Consider the following 24,865-nt stretch of genomic DNA (forward strand, 5'->3'; position numbering starts at 1 on the left):
GATGCCATGGCATCCGGGCCCTTCGTCGTCGCGGCGTACGCTGGGTCGATGACCTCTTCCGCGCCGTTCGTCGTCCGCCCCGCCGGTACCGCCGACGTGCGACGCATCCACGAACTGCTCGAGCCGTTCGTGCAGAAGCGCATCCTGCTCGGCAAAGACCTCGTGGTGCTCTACGGGTCGGTGCAGCAGTTCGTCGTGGCCGAGGCCGACGGCGTCGTCATCGGCTGCGGCGCCCTGCACGTCATGTGGGAAGACCTGGGCGAGGTGCGCACCCTCATCGTTCATGACGAGTGGCTGCATCACGGCGTGGGGCGGGCCATCGTCGAGATGCTCGAGGAGCGGGCGCGCGAGCTGGGCGTCAGCCGCCTGTTCTGCCTGACCTTCGAGGTCGACTTCTTCACGCGTCGGGGGTTCGCCGAGATCGGCGAGCAGGTGGTCGACCCCGACGTGTACTCGCAGCTCGTGCGCAGTCCCGACGAGGGCGTCGCGGAGTTCCTCGACCTCGCGCACGTCAAGCCCAACACCCTGGGCAACACGCGCATGCTCAAGCAGCTCTGAGCGCGCCGTGGGCGGGGACTCAGCCGTGACGCCTACCCTGGAACCATGACCGATGCCCCCCGAAGGCGGAGGCAGTCCCCGGCGGTCTATCGTCGACGTCGTCTCGCGGCAGGGCTCTTCGCCCTGATCGTGATCGGCCTCGTCGTGTGGCTCGTCGCGGCTCCGCCCTGGCGCGCCGTCCCGACGGCCGAAGAGACGCCTGCCACCGCCGAGAGTGCCCCCGACCCCGCCGTCTCGTCGGCTGCTCCGCCGGCCGCGGCGACTCCGAGTTCCACCCCGACGCAGAGCGTGTCGTCGGGGCCCGTCGAGTGCACCGCCGCCGACATCTCGGTCGAGGCGCTGTCGGACAAGGCCGAGTACGCGCAGGGCGAGAACCCGCAGCTCTCGATCCGCCTCACCAACTCGTCGGCGAACGCCTGCACCATGAACGTCGGAACGAGCGCGCAGTCGTTCACCGTGACGAGCGGCTCCGACGTGTGGTGGCGCTCCACCGACTGCCAGTCCGAGCCGAGCGATCTCGAGGTCACCCTCGCCGCCGGCCAGACCGTCACCAGCTCGGCGCCCCTCACCTGGGACCGCACGCGTTCCTCGGTGAGCTCGTGCGAGAGCGAGCGGCCGTACGCGCCGGGCAGCGGAGCGACGTACCACCTGAGCGTGTCGATCGGCGGCATCCCGTCGGCGGGGACGGCGTCGTTCGTCCTGCAGTGACGCGCACCGCGACGAACGGAGGGGTGGATGCCATGGCATCCACCCCTCCGTCATCACCGGGTCAGCTGCGCGGGGAATCCTTGCCGAACACCTCGCCCTGCAGGGCGTCGTAGCCCTCCTTCTGCGGGTCGCCGTGCAGACCGCCGGAGAGGGCGTACTCCTCTTCGGGCGAGAGCACGAGGCGGTGGCGGCCGTAGACGGCGAAGGCGACGAAGATCACCGCGTAGACCACGATGATCGCGACGATCGCCAGCAGGTAGGCCGAGTTCAGCAGCAGGCCGAAGAACACGACGGCGGCGATGATCGCCGCGGAGTAGGCACCGAACAGGCCCCACGGGCTCTTGTACGGACGCACCGCGTTCGGGAACTTCTTGCGGAGCACGATGAACGAGACCATCTGCAGGAAGTACGCGAGCACCGCGCCCCAGACGGCGATGTTCAGCACGATCGCTCCGGCGGGACTCGCATCTCCTCCCGCGGCCTGCACAATCACCAGGGCGAAGAAGCCCAGCACCGCACCGAACACGAGGGCCACCCACGGGGTCTTCCGGGCACCGGTGAGAGAGAGCCAGCGCGGGTAGTAACCGGCGCGCGAGAGCGAGTACATGTTGCGGCCGTAGGCGAACATGATGCCCATCAGCGATGCGAGGAGCCCGACCAGGGCGAGCAGCGACAGGAGTGCCGCGGCCTGGTCGCCGACCATCGCGCGGAACCCGTCGAGCAGGGGTTCGACGGAGGTCCCGGTCGCTTCGGCTCCGAGCACGCCGGTGTTGAGGAAGAGCACGATGAGACCCGTGACGATGAGCGTCCCTCGGGCCCAGAGGCCGGCCCGCGGGATGTCGCGAGCGGGGTCGTGCGACTCTTCGGCGGCCAGCGGCAGCTCCTCGATGCCGAGGAAGAACCACATGGCGAAGGGGAGGGCCAGCAGGATCGCCCCGACGCCGTGGGGGAGGAACTCGGTCTGCCCCGCATCGGGGACGATGTTCCACAGCGAGGCCCAGTCGAACGCCCCCGTGACCAGGGACATCACGCCGAAGACCACGATGATGCCGATCGAGATGATCGACACGACGATCGCGAAGCCGAACGAGATGTTCGCGCCGGCGGCGTTGAGGGCGATGAAGAGCGCGTAGAGGATGATCCACCACACGAACGCGGGCAGGCTCACGCCGGTGAGCAGCTCCAGCGCCGAGTCGGCGTATTGGCCGGAGAAGTAGACGACGACCGCCGTCGTGGCGACGTACTCGATGGTCTCGGCGAGGCCCGTGGCCAGGCCGCCCCAGGGACCCATCGCGGATCGCGCGAACGAGTAGGCGCCGCCGGTGTGGGGCATGGCGGCGGCCATCTCGCCGATCGAGAACGTCAGCCCGTAGTACATGACCACGAGCACCACGAAGGCGATGAGCATGCCGCCGAAGCCGGCGTTGGCGACGCCGAAGTTCCACCCCGAGAAATCGCCCGAGATGACGGCGGCGACCGCGAGGCCCCACAGCCCCCAGACGCCGGCCGAACGTTTCAGGGTGCGTTTCTCAAAGTACGTGGAGTCGGTCGCCGTATAGGTGGCGCCGGCGACCTTTCTGCGGGAACTGCTCGAGGTGGACATAGGGCCTCCAGACGGTAACGGGCAGGCTTCAGGAGCGCCTGCGCAGAATCATGGCCTTCTATTGGTCGACCTGTCTACCTTTGGCGTGTAAGTTCCTCGTTACGACCTCCGCACGCGAGGTCGCGACGAGCAGGCGAGAGGGACACCATGGCGGGCAATCTCACCACCGCAGAACTGGATGCCGCGATCGAGGCCGGCGAGATCGACACGGTCGTCGTGGCCTTCCCCGATGCGCAGGGCCGCCTCGTCGGCAAGCGCGTCGCGGCGCGTTTCTGGCGCGACGAGGTGCTGCCCCACGGGGCCGAGGCCTGCAACTACCTGCTGTCGGTCGACGTCGACCTGAACACCGTCGACGGCTACGCCATGTCGAGCTGGGAGACGGGCTACGGCGACATGCTGCTGGTCCCCGACCTCGACACGCTCCGCCGCCTCCCCTGGCAGCCAGGCACGGCGCTGGTGATGGCGGATCTCGCGTGGGGAGACCGTCGGCACGTCGGGCAGTCGCCCCGCGGCATCCTGAACGCCCAACGCGCGCGTCTGGCGGAGCGCGGACTCACCGCCTACGCGGGCACGGAGCTGGAGTTCATCGTCTTCGACGACTCCTTCCGCGAAGCCTGGGCCAAGGGGTACACGGGCCTGCGCGCCTCGACCGACTACAACGTCGACTACAACCTGCTCGCCACCACGCGGCTCGAGCCGCTGCTGCGCGACATCCGCCTCGGCATGGACGGCGCGGGCATGTACTGCGAGGGCGTGAAGGGCGAGTGCAACCTCGGCCAGCAGGAGATCGCCTTCCGCTACGCCGAAGCGCTCGAGACCGCCGACAACCACACGATCTACAAGAACGGCGCGAAAGAGATCGCCGACCGCCACGGCAAGTCGCTGACGTTCATGGCCAAGTTCAACGAGCGCGAGGGCAACAGCTGCCACATCCACCTGTCGGTCCGCGGCGACGGCGGCGACGCCGTGATGGCGGGCGACGGCGCGCACGGCTTCAGCCCCCTCATGGAGCACTGGATCGCCGGCATTTTGGCGACCCTGCGCGAATTCACGTTGCTGTACGCGCCGACGATCAACTCGTACAAGCGTTTCGCGCTGGGCTCGTTCGCGCCCACCGGGGTGGCTTGGGGCGTCGACAACCGCACGTGCGCGCTGCGCGTCGTCGGCCACGGCTCGTCGCTGCGGGTCGAGAACCGCGTGCCCGGCGGAGACGTGAACCCCTACCTCGCCATCTCGGCCATCATCGCCGGCGGCCTGTACGGCATCGAGAACGAGCTGCCGCTTCCCGAGCCCCTCTCGGGCAACGCCTACACCTCGGGCGTCGACACGCTGCCGACGACCCTGCGGGAAGCGGCGGAGCTGTTCCGCGCGTCGACGATCGCCCGCGCCGCCTTCGGCGACGACGTCGTCGAGCACTACCTCAACCAGGCGCGCATCGAGGTCGAGGCCTTCGACGCCGCCGTGACCGATTGGGAGCGGGTGCGTGGTTTCGAGCGCCTCTGATCCGACCCGGACACCCGTCGTCGGGCTCACGACCTACCTGGAGCGAGCGAAGCAGGGCGTGTGGGACGTGCGGGCATCGTTCCTGCCGCAGCAGTACTTCGACTCCGTCACCGCCTCGGGGGCCAGCGCCGTGCTGCTGCCGCCGCAGCCGCGCCCCGAGCGGGCGGCCGCCGCCGTACTCGACGGGCTCGACGGCCTCATCCTCACCGGGGGCCTCGACGTGCAGCCCGAGCTCTACGGCGCCGAACGTCACCCGCTCACCGACCCGGCGCGCGCAGACCGCGACGCCTGGGAACTCGCACTCCTCGCGGGGGCGCGGGAGCGCGGCATCCCCATCTTCGGCATCTGCCGGGGGCTGCAACTTCTCAACGTCGCCCTCGGCGGCACGCTCCACCAGCACCTTCCTGAGGCCCTCGGCACCGAGCGGTACCGCGTGGGCGGAGGCGTCTTCGCCGAGAACGTCGTCGAGGTGGATGCCTCGACCCGACTCGCCGGTCTCGTCGGCGCCGGATCGCTCACCGTCCACAGCTACCACCACCAGGGCGTCGACCGACTGGGCGCGGGCCTGCGGGTGACGGCGCGCACCGACGACGGACTCGTGCAGGCCGTCGAGGCCGAGGGCGACGACTACCTCGTGGCCGTCCAGTGGCATCCCGAAGAGAACGCCGAAGACCGGCGGCTGTTCCTGGGACTCGTCGCCGCGGCGGCGGCGTATCGCGCCGCGCGTTCCGGCACCGACATCTCCACCTCCGAGCACCAGGGAGCTCTCGCATGAGCACGTTCACCGTCACCGACCCCTCGACCGGGTCGCCGATCACGACCATCGAGCGCGCCGATCTCGCCCAGGTGGATGCCGCCGTCGCCGACGCCGTGCGCGCTCAGCGCGCGTGGGCAGCCCTCGCCCCCGTCGCCCGCGCCGACGCGCTGCGGTCGTTCGCCCGGGTCGTCGAGGCGCACGTCGACGAGCTCGCCGCGCTCGAGGTGAAGAACTCGGGCCACCCCATCGGCTCGGCCCGCTGGGAGGCGCAGCACGTCGCCCAGGTGCTCAACTACTACGCCGGGGCGCCGGAACGCCTGATCGGGTCGCAGATCCCGGTCGCCGGAGGGCTCGACGTGACCTACCACGAGCCCTACGGCGTGGTCGGGATCATCGTGCCGTGGAACTTCCCCATGACCATCGCCGCCTGGGGTTTCGCGCCGGCGCTCGCCGCGGGCAACGCCGTCGTGCTCAAGCCTGCCGAGCTCACCCCGCTGACGGCGATCCGGCTCGGCGAGCTGGCGCTCGAGGCCGGGCTCCCCGAGGGGCTCTTCCGCGTCGTGGTCGGCTCGGGCTCGGTCGTGGGCCAGCGCTTCGTCTCGCACCCCGACGTGCACAAGGTCGTCTTCACCGGCTCGACCGAGGTCGGCACCGAGGTGGCCGCCGGGTGCGCGCGAATGCTCAAACCGGTGACCCTCGAGCTCGGCGGCAAGAGCGCGAACCTCGTCTTCGCCGACGCCGACCTCGAGAAGGCGGCGGCCGGCGTCCCGGGCTCCGTGTTCGACAACGCGGGGCAGGACTGCTGCGCCCGCAGCCGCCTGCTCGTGCAGCGGAGCGTCTTCGACCGGTTCCTCGAGTTGCTCGAACCGGCCGTGTCGGCCTGGAAGGTCGGCGACCCGACGCGGGAGGACACCCAGATGGGGCCGCTCATCTCGGCCTCGCACCGCTCCAGCGTGCAGGGCTTCCTCGACGGGGCCGACGTGGCGTTCCGGGGATCCGCGCCCGAGGGCGACGGCTTCTGGTTCGCCCCGGCCGTGGTGCTGGCGCAGCCCGGCGACCGCGTCGCTCGCGAGGAGGTGTTCGGTCCGGTCCTGGCCGTGATGCCCTTCGACGACGAGGCGGATGCCATCCGCCTCGCCAACGACAGCGCGTACGGCCTCGCGGGCTCGATCTGGACCGAGAGCCTGGGCCGTGGCATCCGGGTGTCCCGCGCCGTCCGCAGTGGCGTGCTGTCGGTGAACTCGCACTCCTCGGTGCGGTACTCGACGCCCTTCGGCGGCATGAAGGCGTCGGGCCTCGGTCGCGAGCTGGGTCCCGATGCCGCCGAGCACTTCACCGAGGTGAAGAACGTGTTCTACGCCACCGAGTGAACCCGTCACCCTGACCCCCATTCCCCACTTGCCCCCGAACAGACAGGGGGACGCGGTACCGCTCGAAAGGAACCACCCGCAATGACCATCGACCTCACCCAGCGTCTCGGCGGCCGCGTCGCCATCGTCACGGGCGGCGCGAGCGGCATCGGCCTCGCCACCGCGCGCCGCTTCGCCGCGGAAGGCGCGCGCGTCGTGATCGCCGACCTCGACGAGACCACCGGCACCGCGGCCGCCGCCGAGGTCGGCGGCGTCTTCCGTCAGGTCGACGTGGCCGACGAGGCATCGGTCGACGCCCTCTTCGACGGCGTGGCCGCCGACCTCGGCAGCGTCGACATCGCGTTCAACAACGCCGGCATCTCGCCCGCCGACGACGACTCGATCGAGACGACCGAGCTGCCCGCCTGGGACCGCGTGCAAGACGTCAACCTGAAGAGCGTCTACCTGTGCTCGCGCGCCGCCCTGCGGCACATGGTGCCCGCCGGCCGGGGATCGATCATCAACACGGCGTCGTTCGTGGCGCTGCTCGGCTCGGCGACCTCGCAGATCTCGTACACGGCGTCGAAGGGCGGCGTGCTCGCCATGACCCGCGAGCTCGGCGTGCAGTTCGCCCGCCAAGGCATCCGCGTGAACGCCCTGTGCCCCGGACCCGTCAACACGCCGCTGCTGCAGGAGCTGTTCGCCAAAGACCCCGAGCGGGCGCAGCGTCGGCTCGTGCACGTGCCGATGGGGAGGTTCGCGGAGCCCGACGAGATGGCCGCGGCGGTGGCCTTCCTGGCATCCGACGACGCGTCGTTCATCACCGCGACGGCGTTCGTCGTCGACGGCGGGATCACCAACGCCTACGTCACGCCCCTGTGAACCGGTGACATGACAGGCTGAGACGGTGACAGACGCGCCGCTCGACGACCTGCGCCGAGCCGTGTACCGGCCGGTGCGCAGCGGCAACGCGCTCGAAGACACCACGGCGCGCATCGTGCAGACCGTTCGTCTCGGCCTGGTCGCTCCCGGGGAGTCCCTTCCGGCGGAGCGCGAGCTCGCCGCGCTGTACGGCGTGAGTCGCGACACCGTGCGCGAGGCGATCCGCGAACTGGCCGACGCCGGATGGCTCGAGACGCGGCGCGGACGCTACGGCGGCACATTCGTGATCGACCCCGTGCCGCGTCCGTCGGAGCCCGCGGCGGTGGCGCAGACCGAGCTCGCCGACGTGATCGCGCTGCGCGGCGTGCTCGAGACCGGGGCGGCGTGGGCCGCCGCGGGCCGCGCGCTGTCGGCCGACGAGCGCGATGTGCTCTGGGCTCGGCACGAGGCGGCGGCCACGGCCTCCGGCGCGGACTACCGGCGCCTGGACACGCTGCTGCACCTGACGATCGCGGAGTTCGCCGGCATCCCCTCGCTCGTGCCCCTCGTCGCCGACAACCGGGCGCGTGTGAACGCCTGGCTCGACACGTTCCCCCTGCTGCCGCGCAACATCGATCACTCGACCTCGCAGCACGCGGCGATCGTGTCGGCGATCCTGGCGGGGAGACCGGATGCCGCCCACGCGGCGATGCGGGATCACCTGGCCGGGTCGGAGGCCTTGCTGCGCGGGTTCCTGGCGTAGCGAGCGGGGCTTCGGCCTCGAGTAGCCCGGCCGCGCGGTGCAGTTCCGCGACGCGTCGCCGCGGAGCCGAGGAGCCGCGGTTAGGCTCGGAGGATGGCGGGAGGCAAAAAGCGCAAGGGGAAGAAGGTCGCCGTGGACTTCAAGAACACCGCGCTGACCGATGCGTTGCAGACCCAGGACATGGCGGCGATCGCCTTCGCCCTGCGGCACGGGCCGACGGTGGTTCCGCTGATGAGCGCGGGAGACCCCGACAACCCGCTCGACGTCGGCGAGGTGTGGACGTACCGCGACCCCGACTCCGGCGAGATCGCACTGCTGCTGTTCAGCGACGCCGCCCACAAGCCCGAGACGCTGCCGCCGCACGTGGCGCTGCAGTCGCCGCAGTGGCTGCGCGCGTTCCTCGGAGCGCACCAGGATGCCATCACCTCGGTGTTCCTCGACATCGCGGGGCCGCACCCGATCCAGGCGTCGCCCGCCGATCTGATCGCCGCGCTCGACGCCTGAGGCCCGACCGCGGACCGACCCCCGCTCGCGGGTGAAGTATCGGACTCGCGCGGGTGAGGGACGCGTGCAAGACTCGGGGACATGGAGTTCCTGATCGCCGGTGCCGTGTGCGCCGCCGGACTTGTCATCCCCGCGGTTCTGGGCATGACGTCGCCGCACCGCCGCCGGCGGGCCGCTCCTCCGGGTCGCTGATCGACGACGCGGGTTTATCGTTCCGGGGGATCTTTCACGCCCTCACCCGGCCCGGTTCGGGTCGTCCGCTGCTCAGCGCAGCGTGATCCCACCGTCGCGGGACCTCGACCGCGGCGCCTGAGCGCGGCGTCGAGATCGCGGCGCCTCGACCACGGGACCTTGACGGAGGCACCTCGACCGCAGCGTCGCGGCGTCGGTCCGAGTGGCTCAGAACCCCGGTTCGCTGTCGTCGCGCGGCATGCCGCGCACCTGCAGTTCGTTGAGCGCCTGCGCGAGCTTGCGCGACGAGGCGTCGAGCACCGTGTGATAGCCCAGGCGCCTGGCTTCGGACGCCCGTTGCGCGGCCTGAGTGACGTTGCGGATCTCGCCGGTGAGCGTCAACTCGCCGATCGCGGCGAGGCGCTTCGACACCTTGCGGTTCTTCACGGCGTTGGCCACAGCGATGGCGATGGCGAGGTCGGCCGCGGGCTCGACCAGGCGCACCCCGCCGACGGTCGAGACATACACGTCGCGGTCGGACAGGGTGAGGCCCATGCGGCTCTCGAGCACGGCGAGGACCATCGCCACGCGCGACGAGTCGACGCCGTTCACGATGCGCCGCGGGTTGGGTGCCGTCTGGCGCACGGCGAGTGCCTGGATCTCGACGGGCAGGGCGCGGCGGCCCTCCATCGCGATGGTGACGCACGTGCCCGGCTCGGGTTCGCCGTGCCCGAGGAACAGGGCGCTCGGGTCGGACACCTCGGAGATGCCGGTGCCGGTCATGTCGAAGCAGCCGACCTCGTCGGTGGGGCCGAAGCGGTTCTTGAGCGCGCGCACGAAGCGCAGCGACGTCTGCCGGTCGCCCTCGAAGTGGCACACCACGTCGACGAGGTGCTCGAGGATGCGGGGTCCGGCGATCGAGCCGTCTTTGGTGACGTGGCCGACGAGGATGACAGGCAGCCCGCGTTCTTTCGCGACACGGATGAGCGCCGACGCGACCTCGCGCACCTGCGCCGGCTGACCCGCGGCGCCGTCGCTGTGGGAGGAGGACACCGTCTGCACCGAGTCGACGATGAGCAGGCCGGGCTCGACCTGGTCGATGTGCCCGAGGATCGTGGCCAGGTCGGTCTCGGCGGCGAGGAACAGCTCTTCGTGGAGCGCGCCGGTGCGCTCGGCGCGCAGACGCACCTGGGCGGCGGACTCTTCACCGCTGGCGTAGAGCACGCGTCGCCCCGCGCGGGCGCTTTGCGCGGCGACCTCGAGCAGCAGCGTCGACTTTCCGACGCCGGGTTCGCCGCTGAGCAGGATCGCCGCACCCGGAACGATGCCGCCGCCCAGGACGCGGTCGAACTCGCCGACGCCGCTGGTGCGCCGGGGGGCGTCTTGCGTGTCGATCTCGGTGATGCGCCGGGCCATCCGGGCCGCGCCCGGAGCGACCGGGACGATCGATCGGACGATGCCCGTCTGCTCGGCGGCCTCGACCACGGTGCCCCACGACTGGCACTCCCCGCACCGGCCGACCCACTTGACCGTCGTCCACCCGCACTCGGTGCAGCGGTACGGAGCGGGGGCTGCAGCGGGACGTCGGGATGCCATGGCATCAGGCTACGCGGGGCCCCCGACATCGCCGGCGCCGGGCCGCGGCATCCGGGATCTGCTGTCGGGCGGCCGCTCGCGCATAAACGCCGTTCCTGCGCATAAACGCGGTGGGGGAGCGTTTATGCGCAGGAACGGCGTTTATGGGTGAGTCGTCGCGCCGCGCCGGGCTTGAGGTGTAGCGCGGCGGGGTGCGACCGGGCGGGGGTGCGACTGGGCGGGGCGTGCTCGGCTGGGCGAGGGTGTGGCCGGGGCGGGTGTGGCCCGACCGGGCGCGGCGGCGGGCTGGGCCGGGGCGGCATCCGTGCCCCGCTGCCGGCGGCCCCCACGCACAAACGCCATTCCCGCGCGTAAACGCGGTGAGAGAGCGTTTATGCGCACGGATAGCGTTTATGCGCGAACCGCCGCGCCGCGCCGTGCCGCACTCCGCGCCCGACGCCCGGCCCGCCGTGAAGAGCCCCGCGTCAGTCGCGCAGCGACTCCGCCACCGTCGTCAACGCGTCGGCCGAGCGGCGCAGAAGCCCCAGCTCGGCGTCGGAGAACGGCGTGCCGACGAGGGGCACCGCGCCGCGGGCCGAGACGATCGACGGCACCGACAGGGCCATGCCGTCGATGCCGTGGAAGTCCTGTAGCACGGTGCTCACGGGGAGGATGGCGTGCTCGTCGCGCAGGATCGCCTCGACGATGCGCGCGCTCGACAGGCCGATCGCGTAGTTCGTCGCCCCTTTGCCCTTGATGACCTTGTACGCGGCATCGCGCACGTCGACGGCGATGGCATCCAACTCCTCCGTGGTGAAGCGGCCCCCTCCGGGCAGCTCGAACTCGGTGATGGGGACGGATCCGATCGTGGCGGTCGACCACAGGGGGAACTCGGTGTCGCCGTGCTCGCCGACGATCCACGCGTGCACGCTCGCGGTGCTGACCCCCGCCCGCTGGGCGAGCTGCCACCGCAGACGCGAGGTGTCGAGCACCGTGCCCGAGGCGAAGATGCGGCGCGTCGGCAGGCCGGTCGCCTGCTGCGCGAGCACCGTGAGCACGTCGCAGGGGTTCGTGACGATGACGTAGACGGCGTTCGGTGCGACCTCGAGCAACTCCGGCATCATGTCGCGGATGATCCCGGCGTTCGTGGCGGCGAGCTCGGTGCGGGTCTGGCCCGGGTTCTGCTTCGCGCCGGCCGTGATGACGACGACGTGCGACCCCTCGGCCACCGACACGTCGCTGCCGCCGGTGATGTCGCTGGTGCCGGTGAACTGCGTGCCGTGGGCGAGGTCGAGCACCTCGGCCTCGACCTTCTCGGTGGCGATGTCGTAGAGCGCGACGTGCCGCGCCGATCCGCGGATGAGGGCCGCGTACGCCACGCTCGCCCCCACGCTTCCCGCGCCCACGACCGTCAGCTTGGAGTTCTCGATCACGCTCATGCTCCGATCCTGGCAGCGGTCGCGAACCGGTTCCAGGGGGGTGCTTCGACGGTGGACGAACGGATGCCGGGGGCTCGGCGGTGCGGGCGGTGGCGGCGCGGGCCGGGCCGAAGTCCTGAGATGCGGTGCGCGGTGGGCTCCGCATCGCGTAGCGGGCGTCGGCGGCCTGGTTTCTCAGGAGTTCGGCCCGCGGCCGACGCCGAGGGCCCGTCGACCCGCTCGGATTCGCGGCATCCCGTCGAGTGTCGTAAGCTGTTCGGCGGTGACGTGTCCGAGCGGCCGAAGGTGCAACACTCGAAATGTTGTGTAGGTTCACCCCTACCGTGGGTTCAAATCCCACCGTCACCGCCACCACGAAGGCCCCGACTCCCGCGAAATTACGCGGCAGGCGGGGCCTTCGTCATGAGGTCGCGGGCGTCTGTGGCAACATTTCGGCAACACCTGCTGAGCGCCGAGCCTCGTCGAGCGCCGTGGCAACGCCGTCCAGATCGTCGTCGAAGAGGTCGGCGTAGGTGTCGAGCGTCATGCTCGCGGACGCGTGACCCAGCATCCGTTGCACGGCTTTCACGTTGGCGCCGGAGCTGATCGCGAGTGAAGCGGCCGTGTGGCGCAGGTCGTGCGGGGTGACGCGCGGCATCCGCGCCGGCTCATCCTCGCGTCGAGCGTTCGCCTCGGCCGCAGCGCGCGTCTCGTCGTCGAGAACACGGCGCACAGCGGCCGCGAACCACCCGTCCCGGCTGTTCGGGAGACGCATGTGAAGACTGCCGTCACCGAACAGAAGATCGTCTCGGCCCTTCCCCGCGCAGAGCTTCGCGATCGACATGGCCAGGAACGCCGGGTAGGGCACAGAGCGGGTCTCGTGTGTCTTCGGCGTGCCGACGTGGATCACCGTTCCGACCATCACGGCGTTCTCTTCGACGCTGACACGGCGCCGCAGCGCATCAACATGTCGAACCCGCAACGCGGTCGCCTCGCCCCATCTGAGGCCCGTGTAAGCCAGGAAGGTCACCAGGGTCGGATGCGCGGATGCCGTCGCCAGGGCCGCGACCTGGCGGTGCGTGAGGTACGGCTTCGACTTCGCAACCTTGCGCGGGAGTGTGACGCCGCGCGCGACGTTGCGGCTGATCCGTTTGTCCTTCACGGCGACGTCGAGCACGGCCGCGAGCAAGCCGTACGCGCGGAGCACGGTCGTCGCCGACCGGTCTCGGGTGAGCTCGGCTACCCACGTCTCGACCTCGGAGTACTTCACTGAGCCGACGCGGCGCGCGCCCCACTTCGGGGCGACGTGGGTCTGCCAGGCGCTCGAGAGTGACCGGTAGGACGAGGCCTTCATGACGTGCTCGCGACCGGCAAGCCACGGCGTAGCGATAGCCGCCACAGTAACTTGCGCATCGGCCGGGTTCACGTAGTCGCCCTTGGCCTTCGAGACCTCGACCTCGGCAAGCCGGATTTCAGCGTCCCGCTTTCGGGCGAAGCCGCGTTCCTGCGTCTGGGTGTTGTCGGGGCGCCGGTAGACGATTCGATAAAGCTTCTTGCCGGCTGCCGTCTCGTAGGGGTAGACGCTACCCATCGGTTTCCCGGTGGAAATAGTCGTGCTCCGTCTTCAGGGCGCGCAAGACCTTCGATGCGTGCTCCCCGAGCGACTCAGACAGGGTGTTCTTCAATGTCGCCTCGATACTCCCCACCACATCCGCGGTGGCGATCCATCCGGGCGTCTGCTTGACCAAGGGTTCGGTTGCGAAGTAGGCATCATTCGCGTGAAGGTCGCTTGCAGCGTCTGCGGCCAGAGCGAAGCTGAGCATCGCTCGCGCATATGCCAGCGAGGCGTGCTGGAGATTGCGAGTCGCCTCCTCGAGACGAGCGCCCGACAGTAGCAACGGTGCGCGATCTGACCCCAAACCCAGCAGGTCCGAGACGGAGACGCCCAGTGAATCGGCGAGGGCGACCAGTTCGGACGCCAGCACGCGGCGCTGGTTCTTCTCGATCTTGTTGACCGTCTGCTGACGAAAATCGTGGCCCCGCACACTCATCAGTTCGGCCAGCGCTTCTTGGGATACGCCTAGGCCCTCCCGCGTGCTTCGCAGTCTTCGGGCGATCTGTTCGTCGTGTATGGCCACGGCTCCAGCTTAATCAAGATCGGGGTTGCGTGATCACACTAAACCCGCTTATGGTGTACTCAATAAACACTGAAAAGGTGTCTCACGAGGGAGGGTCGGATGGAGAAGTACCTGAGTCCGAAGGAGGTGGCCGCGCTCATCCCGGGTATGACGGTGGCCAACCTGGCGCAACTTCGATTCACGGGCCGTGGACCGAAGTATCTGAAGCCGACGCCGCGCACGGTGGTCTATCGCGAGCGCGACTGCATTGCCTGGCTGGAGGCATCAGAACGCACCAGCACAGCGGCGGCGTCATGAGAAATAACAAAGCCCCCGCCGGCCAGGGCGAGGGCAAGACCAAGGCAACCGCCAGAAAGCAGAAGGATCAGTCGTGAAAACCATAACCCAGACCGCCGTCATCCATGAGTCCCTGCGGTCTCTCTTCGACGCGCCGGTGAACTTCAACATCCGCGGCGACGGCGCGCCCGCCCCGCTGCCCGAGGGGCACCCTCTCTGGATCGACCAGAATGTGCACCGCGTTGAGCCGGCCGAATACACAGACGCAACCTTGTACGTCATCCGCATCTACGACGTCCTCACCGGGGAGCCGATCAATCTCGGAATCCAGATGAGCGTGCAGTGGTGGATGGATCAGGTCGGCGCGTTCGACTTCGGCGCCTTCGGACGGCACGACTCGAACGCTTACGTCACCAACGGTCGATACCTGTTCGTCTCCGGCGGCGGGTGGGGTCGATTGCCAGGCACCGACCGATTCGTCTCATGGGCGAGCCTCCGCGACAGCAACGTCGCCGACGAAGCCGCTGAGCATGTCGTGAAGGGACGGTGGCTGGCATCGCGTGCCAATCTCATCGCCGAGGTTCGGCCTGCGTGGGCGGACGCACAGGAGACCTACCTTGACGGCTACGGCGAACATGTCGAGTCCATCGTGTTTGTGCGGAAGGTCGGCGGAGCAAGCATCGAGCAGTGGTTCACGGTCGATGGCGACGCCCTCAGTTGCGATCGCGAGGGGCCGCGCATCTGCCTCGCCGGAGAATTTTGCGAAGAGGGCGGAGTCTTCACCGTCGAGCAGGCGGCGACTATCGGCGTTGACATTATCGCTGCGGCTGCCGTTCTCGGCGAGCACGTCACCGTAAGCAAGCTCCGCAAGACGGCGGTCACCGCCGGCGTCGGAACTGGCGATCTCCTGCAGATGACGGGGCGCTTGCTCGGCGGTGCGTCTTGATGCCTCGCGGCGCCATTGTCACGCCAAGCGACCACCAAGGCTTGCCGCCGGGGTGGGATACAGCTCTTGCACGCTGTGAGATGGCGTGCCGTGCAGCGGGGATCACTGAGCCTGTAATCGAGAACCGTCTCGGGCACTGGCGCAAGCTTGCGACGGTCCTCGACATCGGTTTTCGCGAGCTCACTAACGAACGCGTCATGGTCGTGGCGATGGGCTACGCCAACAAGACGACCCGAAGCAACTTCGTCAGCAGCATTCGTGTGCTCACTCGGTGGGCGGCCGAAGCGGGCTTGCTCGCCGAGGACCCAATGACGGAAACGTTCCGGTGCCAGCGGGTACCTGCGACACCGGAATGGGCTCGAGAGCACGACCTGTTCATCCGACACCTGCGCGGATCCGGCAAGGAGTCGTCCACGGTGACGGCACGTAGCCGCGCGATCGTCTCTCTAAGTCGCGATTTCGCGGGCCTCAGCCCGGCAGACATCACCCTCGACGACCTGATGGACCGTGTAGCGACAAAGGGGTGGTCCCGCGGGCGGATGCGCGCAGAGCGCGTCGTGTGTCGCCAGCTCTGGGCCTTCATGAAAGACCGCGGACTCGTCAAGAAAGACGTGACGAAGAAGTGGCCAATCATCAGGGCCGAGGACGGTAAGCCACAGCCCGCGTCAGACGATGACCTCACTATCGCGATGGGCCTGGCCGACGCGGACGAGAAGCTCATGCTGCGCATCATGGCCGAGCTCGGGTTGCGCTGTGCCGAGGTCGCCAGCATCCATGCCAACGACCTGACCGTTCGCGACGGGCTGTACTCCCTCCGTGTCAACGGGAAGGGGGCGAAGGTTCGGATCATGCCCGTCACTGAAGATCTGGCTCGAGCGATTCACTCCCGTGGCGCGGGGTTCGTGTTCCGCGGCCAGGCGAACGGGCACATCTCCGCGGCGTACGTGTCCAAGAAGATCAGCCGGCTACTGCCACCGGGGGTGACGGCTCACAAGCTGCGTCACAAGTTCGGCACCGACACCTACGCGGCCACAAAAGACACGTTCGCGACGCAACGGCTTATGGGCCATGCCTCCGCGGACACCACATCCAGGTTCTACGTCGAGGTCGGTGACGACACACTCCGCGCTGCGGTCGAGGCTGTCAGCGCCCGACGCGGCGGCATCGACCGAGCACGAGAGCAGGCACGCGTATGAGAACCATCACCGTCCCCGAGCCCGAACCGTTCGACGAAGAGGATGCCGAGGAGGTCATTCACCTGACGCGCGACGTCGAGACCGACAACGTTTCAGCAATCTACGTCGACCTCAACGACCCCTTCCTCAACCGTCCCGGAGCCCGCGCCATCGCGCTCCGCCTCTTAGCGCTAGCCGACGAATGGGACCGTCTCGAAGCGCGGCCGCAGCTGCGCCGTGTTCCCGACATCGACGAGCATCTCCGCAATCGAGACGTCTGACCCTCCACAACAACGGAACTTCGGGCGCCCGTAGGGCACGACGGGCACCCATAACCCAACCGAAAGGCACACCAGACATGACGGGAGCTCGCGTCGTCGCAGACGACGAACTCGTCTGGTGGGCGCTCACAGTGCCCATCCCAGAAACCAGCCACCGCATCGGCGAGGACCGAATGAACCGCGTGCTCGCGGCGCTCGCCATGCACGCCAACCTCGACCGCATCGCGTGGCCTTCCTCGGAGAGTCTCGGGAAGAGCCTGTCTCTCAACCGTCGCACCGTTCGCAACGTTTTCGATGCTCTCGTCGAGGCGAAGTTGATCGAACGTACTCCCTCTCGCTCACGCTCGACCGCATGGCGGATTCTCGCCCCGGTGGCGAGCATCCTCGCCACTTCACGATCCGTAGACATGGCGAGGATCCTCGCCACTGGGCCTGTGGATAACTCATCTCGACCTGGCGAGCTAACTGGCGAGCTAACTGGCGAGCTAACTGGCGAGCTAACTGGCGAGGATCCTCGCCACGAAGAGAAGAGAAGAGAAAAGAACAGGAATCTGAGGGACAACGGGGTGACGTCGATCGACTCGTACCGACTACCAGCGAAGACCCTCGTGACCACCCAACCCGGCGAGTACTGCCCACCCGGCCAACACCGCATCCTCGGCGACGGCACATGCATGAACTGCGAGATGAGACCCGAGAGGGGGAGCGCATGACCAGCGAAACGTACGCAGACCTCGGCGGTGGCGCGGTCGCATCCGAAATGCGACCGGCGTTCGGGCACGACGGCCACCGACACCGCTTCGACCCTCTCTCCGGCTGGTGCGTATGCGGCACCCGCGACGACGGTCAGGTCGCCGAGTACTCACCTGCCTGGCATGCAGCGCGACGGGAGCACGCCGCATGAGTCGACGCAGTCGCGCGGACGAAGCGGCCCACAAGCTTGAAGCCCTCATCTTCGCCGGTGTAGATACACCGCCGGCGTGCGAGAGCGACGAGATGTTCATTGCCGAGCGCGTGAACATCATCCCCACCGACACGCAGCGCATGCGCATGGTGTGCACCCGGTGCCCATTGTTCGACTTGTGCGCCGACTATGCACGCACCGCGCAACCCGACGCTGGGTTTTGGGCAGGCCGACACCACGGCCAGGCAGTGACGAAGGGTCTCGCACGGTGAGCGCTTTCACGCACGGTCCTGTCGTCATCCTCACGCCCACCGACGCGCGGATGCTGTGGCAGGCCGCCCGTCTCGACGATCTCCGGGTGAAGCACCGCGGCGACCCCCGCCTGTACGACGTCCTTCTGAACATCTACAAGGGCACGTTGCTCGAGGATGCCGCGCGCGGCAACGAACCGCGGCAAAGCGCGGCAACAGAGGAACGTGAGTACTGGAACACAACACAGGTCGCTCGGGCAGCAGGAGTCTCCGAACGCACAGTGCGAAACCACTGCGCAGACGCAACCCTCCCCGCGGTCCACGCCCACGAGAACGGGCCCTGGATGATCCCGAATGACGAAGCCCTCACGTACATCGACCGGAAGAAGAAACCCTGACCATGTCCCTCGACATCCTCGAAGCCAAAGTGCAGGCCCTCCGCGAGAAGGCCGACACCCTCTCCAAGTCGTACCAGGCCACCGTCCGTAACATCGACAGCGACCCCAACCTCTCCGAAGCGGGCAAGGCCGGCGAACGCGAAGAGGTCCGCGTCGACATCCGCTCCCAGCTGTCCGCCCTCCGCGCTCAGGAGGAGCAGCTGATCGAGCAGGGCATCAGCGAACGCATGCTCCGCATCGAGTCCCGCAGCGGCGCCAGCTCGACCGACATCATCGCGTTCCGTGACGCGCAGGATCGCGCCGATCGCATCGAGAAGCAGGCCGACGCGCTCCCCGTCATCGACCGGGCCCTGCGCCAGAAAGACACCAGCCTCGCGCACGCCATCTTCCGCCGAGGCCTCGAGGCCAACTGGCGTCAGGTCACCGACCGGTTCACCCAGGACCACCCCGACCTGGCCGACGCCGTCAGTGAGCTGCGCGCCCTGGTCACCCGCAAGGAGAACACCTTCGAGCGCACCGCCACGTACGCCTGGCTGGTGCGATGACCGACACCACCTGGACCCCCACGCCGGCCGACATCGCCCGCCCCCGTACGTACACGCAGGCAGAGCTCGACCACCAGGTCCGCGAACGCCTGGGCGCCGAGAGCGCCGAGTATGCGGCGACACGGGAAGCAGCCGAGCGTGTAGACGCCGCAGCACAGCGCATCGCCGCGCTCGAGCAGGAACTCACCACCACTCGACGGGACGCGCTCATCGCCCGTCTCATCAGCGACCACAACCTCACCCGTGACGACGCAGTACTCCTCACCGGGGAAGACGAAGCCACCCTCACTGCACAGGCGCAGCGCCTGCAGGAACGCGCAGGCGAACGACAGTCACGCGGACCCATCGCCCGCAAGGAAGGCCAGCCCGTCAGGCACACGAGCAGCACTGACAATCGGCAAGCCTTCCTCGCCGAGCTCGGCGTCGCCGACGACCAGGCCGGATGGTGACACGAGTGACGACCAAGGCGAGCCCATTCGAACATATGTTCGATGGGGTGGGAGGGGTGCCCCCAACCCGCCTCACGGAAGGTCTCCGGGTATTGCCGATGTCTCTCCCCGGTTTTTTTCCACGATGCCACCAGGGGCTGTGAGGGCACCGTTCGAACGGGCGTTCCCTTGCCCCGCCTGGCCGCGCGGCCGATTCCCGGCCGTCTGAAACCACCACAGAAAGGACCATGAAAATGGTTGATGACCTCTCCGACTTCTGGGGCGAACTCCGCCGCCTGCGCCATGACGTTGACCGCCTGCAGGTCGCCACACCCCTGCAGAGCGCCTCGATCGGCAGTGGCGGCATCCGCGTCTACAACGGCGGCTACATCAAGATCGAGAATGGCGGCCTTGAGGTCAGCGGGTACGCGCAGATCTCCGGTGCGCTTCGCGGCGACGGGACGATCGACTGGACCGGCGACGTGGACTTCAGTGGCCCCGTCGAGATCACCGGAACCCTCGACGTCACTGCCGAGACCCGCCTCCGAGGTGACACGACGATCGAGGGACGCACCCGCCTGCTGAGTGAGCTCGAGGTGGAGGGCAAGATCAGCGCCGGCGACATGACAATGGACCCGGGCGTTTCCGGTGGCGCGCTCACCTTCGCCAACGGCGCCCAGGTGTTCACCGACGCGGACACCATCCAGGTGTTCAAGGGCAACGCCGTTGTCCAAGTCAGCGGCAGCTACGCACGCCTGCAGTACGGCGGCAACGTCCTCCAGATCGACGCTGACGGAGTGCGGGTAAGCCCAGGAGTCGTGGGCATTGCAGCCGAAGGTGAGGCGACTCCCCTCGGCACTACCAGCGCCGGTCGCCTGCGACGGATGCCGGCGGCACCCTCATGAGCTACACGGTCCACGCGTCCGCAGCGTCGCCAGGACAGCGTGCACGACGGGTTCGACTTTGGTGGTGACCGGATTCGCTGTCGCTATCGCCAATCCGACTATCGGAACGCCGACGAGCCTGGACTCCTCCCAGCGTGCAGGTCAAACGAGGAGTCGTGGATGACCTGACGCTCCCGCAGCAACGTCAGTGCCGCAGAGAGCGCCGCAGGCGGATACATCGCAGGGGAAGGTTTCGTCGCCCGCTTGCTGCGTTTGAGCTAGATCACTGAGATACGTCTCCGAACGCGTCCGAGAGTCGTCGCAACACGGAGGTAGTTTTCTCTTCCACGTCTCGGAAGGTTCGCCCGGGACAGGTTGCCTCAACGAGGCCGTAGCCAATCTGTCGCGGTCCGAGGTTTTTTAGCGATGCAGGAGCGCCGTAGTGCATCGATCGGTTCCGCAAGGCTCGCATGCTCCGGAGCTCGATCGCCTCTGGGGAAGCAAGCACCTCCTCAAGCGCTGACGAATGATTGACGAACCTGCCCCATTTGCTGAGGACTTGCTCGATGGCGCTCAGCGCATGCGCCAGAGCCACGAAGCGCGCGCGGAATACTTGGCTCTCAAAGCGAATGCGAGCAGGCTCCAGCATGATTAGCGCAGAATTTATTGACGCTTGGGTCATGATGAGCACGTCGGCCACAGAAACTGGAAGTCTTTTGCCAAGGTGTGATGCGGCAAATTCTGAGGTGTTTGCGTCCTTCATTCTAAGGTCAGGCGCGATGGATCTTGAATCGAGTTCGTAGAGACGAGGGTGATGGCCGAACATTATGGAGATGGAGGCTAGCTTCTGGCCCATCTCGTAAGAGGCAATGTAATGCGGGTTATTCTTGCCTTGCGCCTGCATCGCCTTGTCGAGGGGCCAGCGGGTTTGATATGAAAAAGTGCGGGACGAAGTGATCAGGCGACCATCCGCCGTGACGACACTGAGAAGCGGGCCAAAGTGGCGCCTGTGATCGAGGCGTATGGCATCGAATTCTGCCACGATCTGATCAAGGTCTTTGTGCGAATCGTCCAATAGTTTCGTCGAGTGGCGCGCCGCTGCGACAACTTCTGCGTTCACCAACTCGAACTTCTTGGCATCGACTGGGCGCTGCCGCTTCGCGAGTTGCATGCCCTCGTGTGTGACACGGGCAAAGTACTGCAGATGAACGAGCCCTAGCATCCCCGAGGCCTCCGTGGACGCGCCCGCCTGCGCCATCGAGGAGATCCAATCGATGTCATCGCACAGCATGGCGCGATCGAGCGCAGCCCAATCTTCGTCCTGCGTGCGTCTGGCAGCTCTAGCTCGCTTGCCGCTCATGGCTTCTCGCAATATGTGGGTTGCCAGAAGAGGAAGCCCGCGCCCAAGAACTCGAACATGGCGTGGTGCGCGCTACGTCGAATCTTCAATCGACAGGGTTAGGCGCATCTCCGGAATCAGGCTCTTCGTCGGACAATTCGAGCTTTTCTACGGTCGCAGCGGGAGAAAACTCAGGGATCGCTGCCGAGTCGTCTAGTCCAAGAACTAGCGGGGCGAGGGTGGCACGGGCAAATCGGTACAGCGTCTCGATAGCATCCGTCGTCTCGATCGTTTCCATTACTTCGTCGAAATCAGTTGCTTCGTTTGAAACGAGCAGACTCGTGACGTCGATGTCACCCCACGCCGACGCACCGTCTACGCGCAAATGTCCTACGAACGGTCGAAGGTAAACTTTATCTCCTCTGACGCCGTTCCTCTCGTATTCGAAGTCACCGAGACGGACGGTCCAATCGATAGTAGGTTCAGGATCATCGCCCCGGGATGCGCGCACTCGTAAAATTTGGGGTGTCGCGAGAGAGACGATCATCAATCCTTCAAGTACTTCCGTTGGAGGAGGACGTGCACGTCTTCCCAGCTTCCGTCGTTGTCGCGCTCCTGTCTGACCGTGCGTGCGTGGAAGCGGTCTATCCAGGTTGCGACGCTAACAAGTCGGCCAGCCGGGCGAACGACATAGTCCACCACTACTTCACAGGCGCCAAAGAGCAGCCGCATTTCTGTGAGACTGAGGTCGGTACGCCCCGACACGGCGTCCTGGACTACATCTTCCCCTACACCTAGCCGCCTCGCGACAGTCTCGTGGGATCCCCCGTGGACCATCTGAGTGAGCGCGACATTTTGAAGCATCCGAAGTTGGTTGTGCCTGTTGACGTCATTGACGCGTCCTGCATGGCGAGCCTCGGATGTCAGATCTTGCTCAAACTGTTCCAGCCCAGAGGCGTAGTTCGCTACATCGCTCAATCTGAATCCTCCAATCTCCTACTTGATGATAGCGAGCACGTCTATCGACCGGCTTGCCAGTCGTGAGCCCTCTGGATCGCGATCTCGATGTCTTCGTCTTGCTCGTCAAAACCTTCGTCGCTCGCTGCCTTCGTCGCCAGCCGCAGAGCCAGCAACGCGTTCGCGAGGACCTCGGGCTCACCGTAGTACAACCGTAGTTGCCGGATCTTTCTTCCAAAGGGAGCCCGCTGAGTTTCCAGGATGGGCCGGAGCTCGAGGATCAGATCGCGAATCACGGTCGCGTCTCCCCCTCGCCTTGCCACAACACGCCCGGTCATTGCCGACCGCATCAGATCGCGCAGTTGGCCCCAGTACTCGACATGCTCCTCATAGGACAACGCAGGGTCGAGCGCGTTCCGAAAGAGAGCGCCGATCTCGCCATGGCACCCGGGATGGTGGACCCAGTTCAGGCGGTTCTCGTCCGTTTCGTCATACATGCCACTCGAGCTTCGCGCGCCAACAGGGCGGCTCGGTACGTAGCTCCCCGCAGCAACGATCGACATTCGACCACCCTATCTACGCAATGACTCGTGTGGGTCGCGTCCCCTGTGTGAGGCTGGAGGTTCTCGACATTCGTGCACGGCTGGTGGCATCGCGAGTGACCGCAAGACCAGCGCAGCCACCCAGCGAATAATTGCCGGCTAATCGATCTCACGGTGACGGCGTTGCGCCAGACGACGGGTGACCAGTGCCCACCGTCGCAGGGGACTTCGAGGATGACGACCCGGTCGTTCGCGCCGAGCGCCCACGCCTCCATGCGCTCCGCCGCCCGGTTGGGCCAGGACACCCACGCCCACACGGGGTGCTTCCGCTCGAACCACTCGACCTTCTGCGGGCCGTACGCCTGCATCGGGAGCGTGATCGGCTTCACCGACGTCGCCACGCGCGCCAGCTTCTCGTCGCTGACCTTCGTCGAACCCATAGACCGGTCCCCTTCCCCGGCCAGAGGGCAGGCTATGTGAGACCCCCGACACCGGGTGAAGTGCGAGCGCCGGCCGGGTGAGATTGCCCGCCAGACCGTCAAACCGGGACGGCGGCATTCGTACGGTCGACGATGTGAGACAGACCCTGAGCCCCCGCGCAACCGCCCTCATGCTCGGCGTGCATACACGCACGCTCCACGCATGGTCCGAAACGGGCGTTGGTCCAATGCCGGTCCGACTGGGCCGCTATCTCCGGTCCGAGGTCGAGTTGTGGGCCGTCGAGATGTGGCCGTCAACGAACGGGGACGAGCGCTCCGCTTCGATGGGTTGCGCGCTGCACGAACATGAGTGAGGCGGGGCTGTTTCAGACTGCGCTCTTGACCAAGAAGAGACCAGGCGGAACAGTGAGCCGCATGCAAGCCAACGTCGGGGGCCCGACTGAGACCATGGTGAACGTCGAGTACATCGCCAAGCTGCTGCTGAAGTCCCCTGACACCATCTACCGAATGGCCAGGTCGGGTGCCATCCCGGCGTTCAAGGTCGGCGGGGAGTGGCGGTTCTTCGAGTCAAAGGTGATCGAACACCTGACGGCGCCACGTCAGATGTGGGAGCAGTCCGAGCGCTCACGCCGCGCGAGACGCATCACCGATTAGCTCGGACGAGCCCAGCATCACCGCGGCCGTGATCCTCATGCGCGCCGCTATCGAGAAGCACCTCTATGAGGTCGAGATGTCTTGCGTCTCATGCCGCGACGACAGCACCCAAGCGTTCCCGGCGAGGTCCGAGGGTGTCGATTGAGCCGACACCCTCGGACCTCGCTGCCGGCGAGAGGTTGGCCAGCCAATCTTCGTCTCGGCGAGACCGAGATCGCGTTGAGACCGTGATCTAGACGCCTTCGGTAGCCTGCCTTTGTGGTCCAAGCGTGGATAACGGGGGATCGGTTCCTCTCGCCCGAGATGGTGTGCGAGATGGTGCCCGGCATGACGAAAGCAAAGCTGGCAGATCTGCGGGAGAACCGTCGCGGCGCGCCATGGCATAAGCCGTCGCTCCGAACAGTCGTTTATCTCGAGTCGGACGTCGTTGCGTGGGTCATGTCGACGCGACACGAGACCCGCGACAGCACCTCCTAGTCGACAGAGGGGGTAGCGATACGCGACTCCCTCAAGGGGCGTCTGTGTTTGTCACGGGCACTCTTACCGGGGTGAACACCCTGTTGCGGCAGGGGCCCATCGCGCTACGCTCTGGCCACAAATGCCAAGGGGGGCAAGTCATGGCTACCGCGTTCCACCTGCTTCGATCGAACAGCACGACCCAGCCGTACTACTTCACCGTCATCTCGCCGGGGAACGGCAAGACGCTAGCGGTCAGCGAGACCTACACGTCGAAAGATGCCGCAATCAACGGGATGAAGGCCATCTACGAGGCCATGCAAGGCGGCGACGTCCAGTACGACGACAAGACGTGACACCAGAAGGCCTCAGCTCCAGCGCGGTGCGGGCCATCGGCGGTGCGGTGGCGAGCGCCCCCACGGGGCCGATCACACGTGCGGCCCTCAGGCAACTTTTCCGTGAGTATAATTGAGAGCTTTGG

At 67.2% G+C, this 24,865-nt stretch carries 28 protein-coding genes and 1 tRNA gene; 21 read left to right on the forward strand and 8 right to left on the reverse strand.

Annotated features, from left to right (window positions below; genetic code table 11):
* Positions 1 to 48: 48 nt before the first annotated feature.
* Both ASF96_RS02850 and ASF96_RS02855 read left to right on the forward strand, forming a co-directional pair.
* The gene (locus ASF96_RS02850; protein ID WP_055937627.1) at positions 49 to 558 is read left to right on the forward strand and encodes an amino-acid N-acetyltransferase; all 510 of its coding nucleotides are present in this window, start codon (positions 49 to 51) and stop codon (positions 556 to 558) included.
* A 45-nt stretch (positions 559 to 603) separates the two neighbouring features.
* Positions 604 to 1,266: a hypothetical protein gene (locus ASF96_RS02855; RefSeq protein WP_181016005.1), complete on the forward strand. Its 663-nt coding sequence runs from the start codon at positions 604 to 606 to the stop codon at positions 1,264 to 1,266.
* A 61-nt stretch (positions 1,267 to 1,327) separates the two neighbouring features.
* Here ASF96_RS02855 and ASF96_RS02860 read toward each other — a convergent pair whose 3' ends face one another.
* A complete protein-coding gene (locus ASF96_RS02860) occupies positions 1,328 to 2,869 on the reverse strand; it encodes an amino acid permease (RefSeq protein ID WP_055935757.1) in 1,542 nt (513 codons plus the stop codon).
* 147 nt (positions 2,870 to 3,016) lie between these two features.
* Here ASF96_RS02860 and ASF96_RS02865 point away from each other — a divergent pair, with 147 nt between their 5' ends.
* From ASF96_RS02865 to ASF96_RS02890, 6 genes are all read left to right on the forward strand, one after another.
* Complete coding sequence (locus tag ASF96_RS02865) at positions 3,017 to 4,372, forward strand: glutamine synthetase family protein (RefSeq protein WP_055935760.1); 1,356 nt, start codon at positions 3,017 to 3,019, stop codon at positions 4,370 to 4,372.
* The gene (locus ASF96_RS02870; protein WP_055935763.1) at positions 4,353 to 5,147 is read left to right on the forward strand and encodes a gamma-glutamyl-gamma-aminobutyrate hydrolase family protein; all 795 of its coding nucleotides are present in this window, start codon (positions 4,353 to 4,355) and stop codon (positions 5,145 to 5,147) included. The genes ASF96_RS02865 and ASF96_RS02870 overlap by 20 nt, the downstream gene beginning before the upstream one ends.
* Complete coding sequence (locus ASF96_RS02875; protein ID WP_055935766.1) at positions 5,144 to 6,499, forward strand: aldehyde dehydrogenase family protein; 1,356 nt, start codon at positions 5,144 to 5,146, stop codon at positions 6,497 to 6,499. The genes ASF96_RS02870 and ASF96_RS02875 overlap by 4 nt, the downstream gene beginning before the upstream one ends.
* 81 nt (positions 6,500 to 6,580) lie before the next feature.
* Positions 6,581 to 7,360 carry a 3-oxoacyl-ACP reductase gene (locus ASF96_RS02880; RefSeq protein ID WP_055935769.1) on the forward strand — a complete coding sequence of 260 codons (780 nt, stop codon included), beginning with the start codon at positions 6,581 to 6,583 and terminating at the stop codon, positions 7,358 to 7,360.
* A 25-nt stretch (positions 7,361 to 7,385) separates the two neighbouring features.
* Positions 7,386 to 8,102: a FadR/GntR family transcriptional regulator gene (locus tag ASF96_RS02885; RefSeq protein WP_055935772.1), complete on the forward strand. Its 717-nt coding sequence runs from the start codon at positions 7,386 to 7,388 to the stop codon at positions 8,100 to 8,102.
* Positions 8,103 to 8,195: 93 nt separating this feature from the next.
* Complete coding sequence (locus ASF96_RS02890) at positions 8,196 to 8,606, forward strand: hypothetical protein (RefSeq protein WP_055833399.1); 411 nt, start codon at positions 8,196 to 8,198, stop codon at positions 8,604 to 8,606.
* 399 nt (positions 8,607 to 9,005) lie between these two features.
* Here the strand turns inward: ASF96_RS02890 and radA are convergent, their stop codons facing one another.
* Positions 9,006 to 10,373: a DNA repair protein RadA gene (gene radA / locus ASF96_RS02895; RefSeq protein WP_055935774.1), complete on the reverse strand. Its 1,368-nt coding sequence runs from the start codon at positions 10,371 to 10,373 to the stop codon at positions 9,006 to 9,008.
* A gap of 464 nt (positions 10,374 to 10,837) precedes the next feature.
* Complete coding sequence (locus ASF96_RS02900) at positions 10,838 to 11,791, reverse strand: L-lactate dehydrogenase (RefSeq protein ID WP_055935777.1); 954 nt, start codon at positions 11,789 to 11,791, stop codon at positions 10,838 to 10,840.
* A 261-nt stretch (positions 11,792 to 12,052) separates the two neighbouring features.
* On the opposite strand from ASF96_RS02900, the gene ASF96_RS02905 reads away from it, so the two are divergent.
* Positions 12,053 to 12,142: transfer RNA gene (locus ASF96_RS02905), tRNA-Ser, on the forward strand.
* 49 nt (positions 12,143 to 12,191) lie between these two features.
* Here the strand turns inward: ASF96_RS02905 and ASF96_RS02910 are convergent.
* A complete protein-coding gene (locus ASF96_RS02910) occupies positions 12,192 to 13,361 on the reverse strand; it encodes a tyrosine-type recombinase/integrase (protein WP_055935780.1) in 1,170 nt (389 codons plus the stop codon).
* Entirely contained in the window at positions 13,354 to 13,908 is a 555-nt protein-coding gene (locus ASF96_RS02915) for a helix-turn-helix domain-containing protein (protein WP_082509248.1), read from the reverse strand. The genes ASF96_RS02910 and ASF96_RS02915 overlap by 8 nt, the downstream gene beginning before the upstream one ends.
* 99 nt (positions 13,909 to 14,007) lie before the next feature.
* Here ASF96_RS02915 and ASF96_RS02920 point away from each other — a divergent pair, with 99 nt between their 5' ends.
* The 10 genes from ASF96_RS02920 (at position 14,008) to ASF96_RS02960 (ending at position 20,017) form a co-directional block, all read left to right on the forward strand.
* The gene (locus ASF96_RS02920; RefSeq protein ID WP_055935786.1) at positions 14,008 to 14,205 is read left to right on the forward strand and encodes a helix-turn-helix transcriptional regulator; all 198 of its coding nucleotides are present in this window, start codon (positions 14,008 to 14,010) and stop codon (positions 14,203 to 14,205) included.
* A 73-nt stretch (positions 14,206 to 14,278) separates the two neighbouring features.
* Positions 14,279 to 15,130, forward strand: coding sequence for a hypothetical protein (locus ASF96_RS02925; protein WP_055935789.1), 852 nt, complete (start codon positions 14,279 to 14,281; stop codon positions 15,128 to 15,130).
* An 80-nt stretch (positions 15,131 to 15,210) separates the two neighbouring features.
* The gene (locus ASF96_RS02930; protein ID WP_162239386.1) at positions 15,211 to 16,326 is read left to right on the forward strand and encodes a tyrosine-type recombinase/integrase; all 1,116 of its coding nucleotides are present in this window, start codon (positions 15,211 to 15,213) and stop codon (positions 16,324 to 16,326) included.
* On the forward strand, positions 16,323 to 16,586 hold the full coding sequence (locus tag ASF96_RS02935) for a hypothetical protein (protein WP_055935795.1): 264 nt from the start codon (positions 16,323 to 16,325) through the stop codon (positions 16,584 to 16,586). Before ASF96_RS02930 ends, ASF96_RS02935 begins: the two co-directional genes overlap by 4 nt.
* Before the next feature lie 77 nt (positions 16,587 to 16,663).
* Entirely contained in the window at positions 16,664 to 17,299 is a 636-nt protein-coding gene (locus tag ASF96_RS16690; RefSeq protein ID WP_156458688.1) for a helix-turn-helix domain-containing protein, read from the forward strand.
* 187 nt (positions 17,300 to 17,486) lie between these two features.
* Positions 17,487 to 17,762 carry a WhiB family transcriptional regulator gene (locus ASF96_RS02940; protein WP_055935799.1) on the forward strand — a complete coding sequence of 92 codons (276 nt, stop codon included), beginning with the start codon at positions 17,487 to 17,489 and terminating at the stop codon, positions 17,760 to 17,762.
* Entirely contained in the window at positions 17,759 to 18,139 is a 381-nt protein-coding gene (locus ASF96_RS02945) for a hypothetical protein (RefSeq protein ID WP_055935802.1), read from the forward strand. The genes ASF96_RS02940 and ASF96_RS02945 overlap by 4 nt, the downstream gene beginning before the upstream one ends.
* A 2-nt stretch (positions 18,140 to 18,141) precedes the next feature.
* The gene (locus tag ASF96_RS02950; RefSeq protein ID WP_055935805.1) at positions 18,142 to 18,684 is read left to right on the forward strand and encodes a hypothetical protein; all 543 of its coding nucleotides are present in this window, start codon (positions 18,142 to 18,144) and stop codon (positions 18,682 to 18,684) included.
* Positions 18,681 to 19,133 carry a hypothetical protein gene (locus ASF96_RS02955; protein ID WP_055935807.1) on the forward strand — a complete coding sequence of 151 codons (453 nt, stop codon included), beginning with the start codon at positions 18,681 to 18,683 and terminating at the stop codon, positions 19,131 to 19,133. The genes ASF96_RS02950 and ASF96_RS02955 overlap by 4 nt, the downstream gene beginning before the upstream one ends.
* 233 nt (positions 19,134 to 19,366) lie before the next feature.
* Positions 19,367 to 20,017 carry a polymer-forming cytoskeletal protein gene (locus tag ASF96_RS02960; protein ID WP_055935809.1) on the forward strand — a complete coding sequence of 217 codons (651 nt, stop codon included), beginning with the start codon at positions 19,367 to 19,369 and terminating at the stop codon, positions 20,015 to 20,017.
* A gap of 262 nt (positions 20,018 to 20,279) precedes the next feature.
* Here the strand turns inward: ASF96_RS02960 and ASF96_RS02965 are convergent, their stop codons facing one another.
* The 3 genes from ASF96_RS02965 to ASF96_RS02975 all read right to left on the reverse strand — a co-directional run bounded on the left by ASF96_RS02965 (position 20,280) and on the right by ASF96_RS02975 (position 22,789).
* Positions 20,280 to 21,356, reverse strand: coding sequence for a hypothetical protein (locus ASF96_RS02965; protein ID WP_156458690.1), 1,077 nt, complete (start codon positions 21,354 to 21,356; stop codon positions 20,280 to 20,282).
* Between the two features lie 85 nt (positions 21,357 to 21,441).
* Positions 21,442 to 21,882: a hypothetical protein gene (locus ASF96_RS16695; RefSeq protein ID WP_156458691.1), complete on the reverse strand. Its 441-nt coding sequence runs from the start codon at positions 21,880 to 21,882 to the stop codon at positions 21,442 to 21,444.
* 472 nt (positions 21,883 to 22,354) lie between these two features.
* Positions 22,355 to 22,789 carry a hypothetical protein gene (locus ASF96_RS02975; RefSeq protein ID WP_055935819.1) on the reverse strand — a complete coding sequence of 145 codons (435 nt, stop codon included), beginning with the start codon at positions 22,787 to 22,789 and terminating at the stop codon, positions 22,355 to 22,357.
* An 899-nt stretch (positions 22,790 to 23,688) separates the two neighbouring features.
* On the opposite strand from ASF96_RS02975, the gene ASF96_RS02985 reads away from it, so the two are divergent.
* Together ASF96_RS02985 and ASF96_RS02990 are read left to right on the forward strand one after the other, a co-directional pair.
* Positions 23,689 to 23,928 (forward strand): helix-turn-helix domain-containing protein, encoded by a 240-nt coding sequence (locus ASF96_RS02985; protein ID WP_055935826.1) that lies wholly within the window; start codon positions 23,689 to 23,691, stop codon positions 23,926 to 23,928.
* 617 nt (positions 23,929 to 24,545) lie between these two features.
* Positions 24,546 to 24,740, forward strand: a complete 195-nt coding sequence (locus ASF96_RS02990; RefSeq protein WP_055935829.1) for a DUF1508 domain-containing protein — start codon at positions 24,546 to 24,548, stop codon at positions 24,738 to 24,740.
* The last annotated feature ends 125 nt before the right edge of the window (positions 24,741 to 24,865 follow it).

Origin of the sequence: Microbacterium sp. Leaf179 (assembly GCF_001423785.1) — a bacterium.
Taxonomy (GTDB): domain Bacteria; phylum Actinomycetota; class Actinomycetes; order Actinomycetales; family Microbacteriaceae; genus Microbacterium.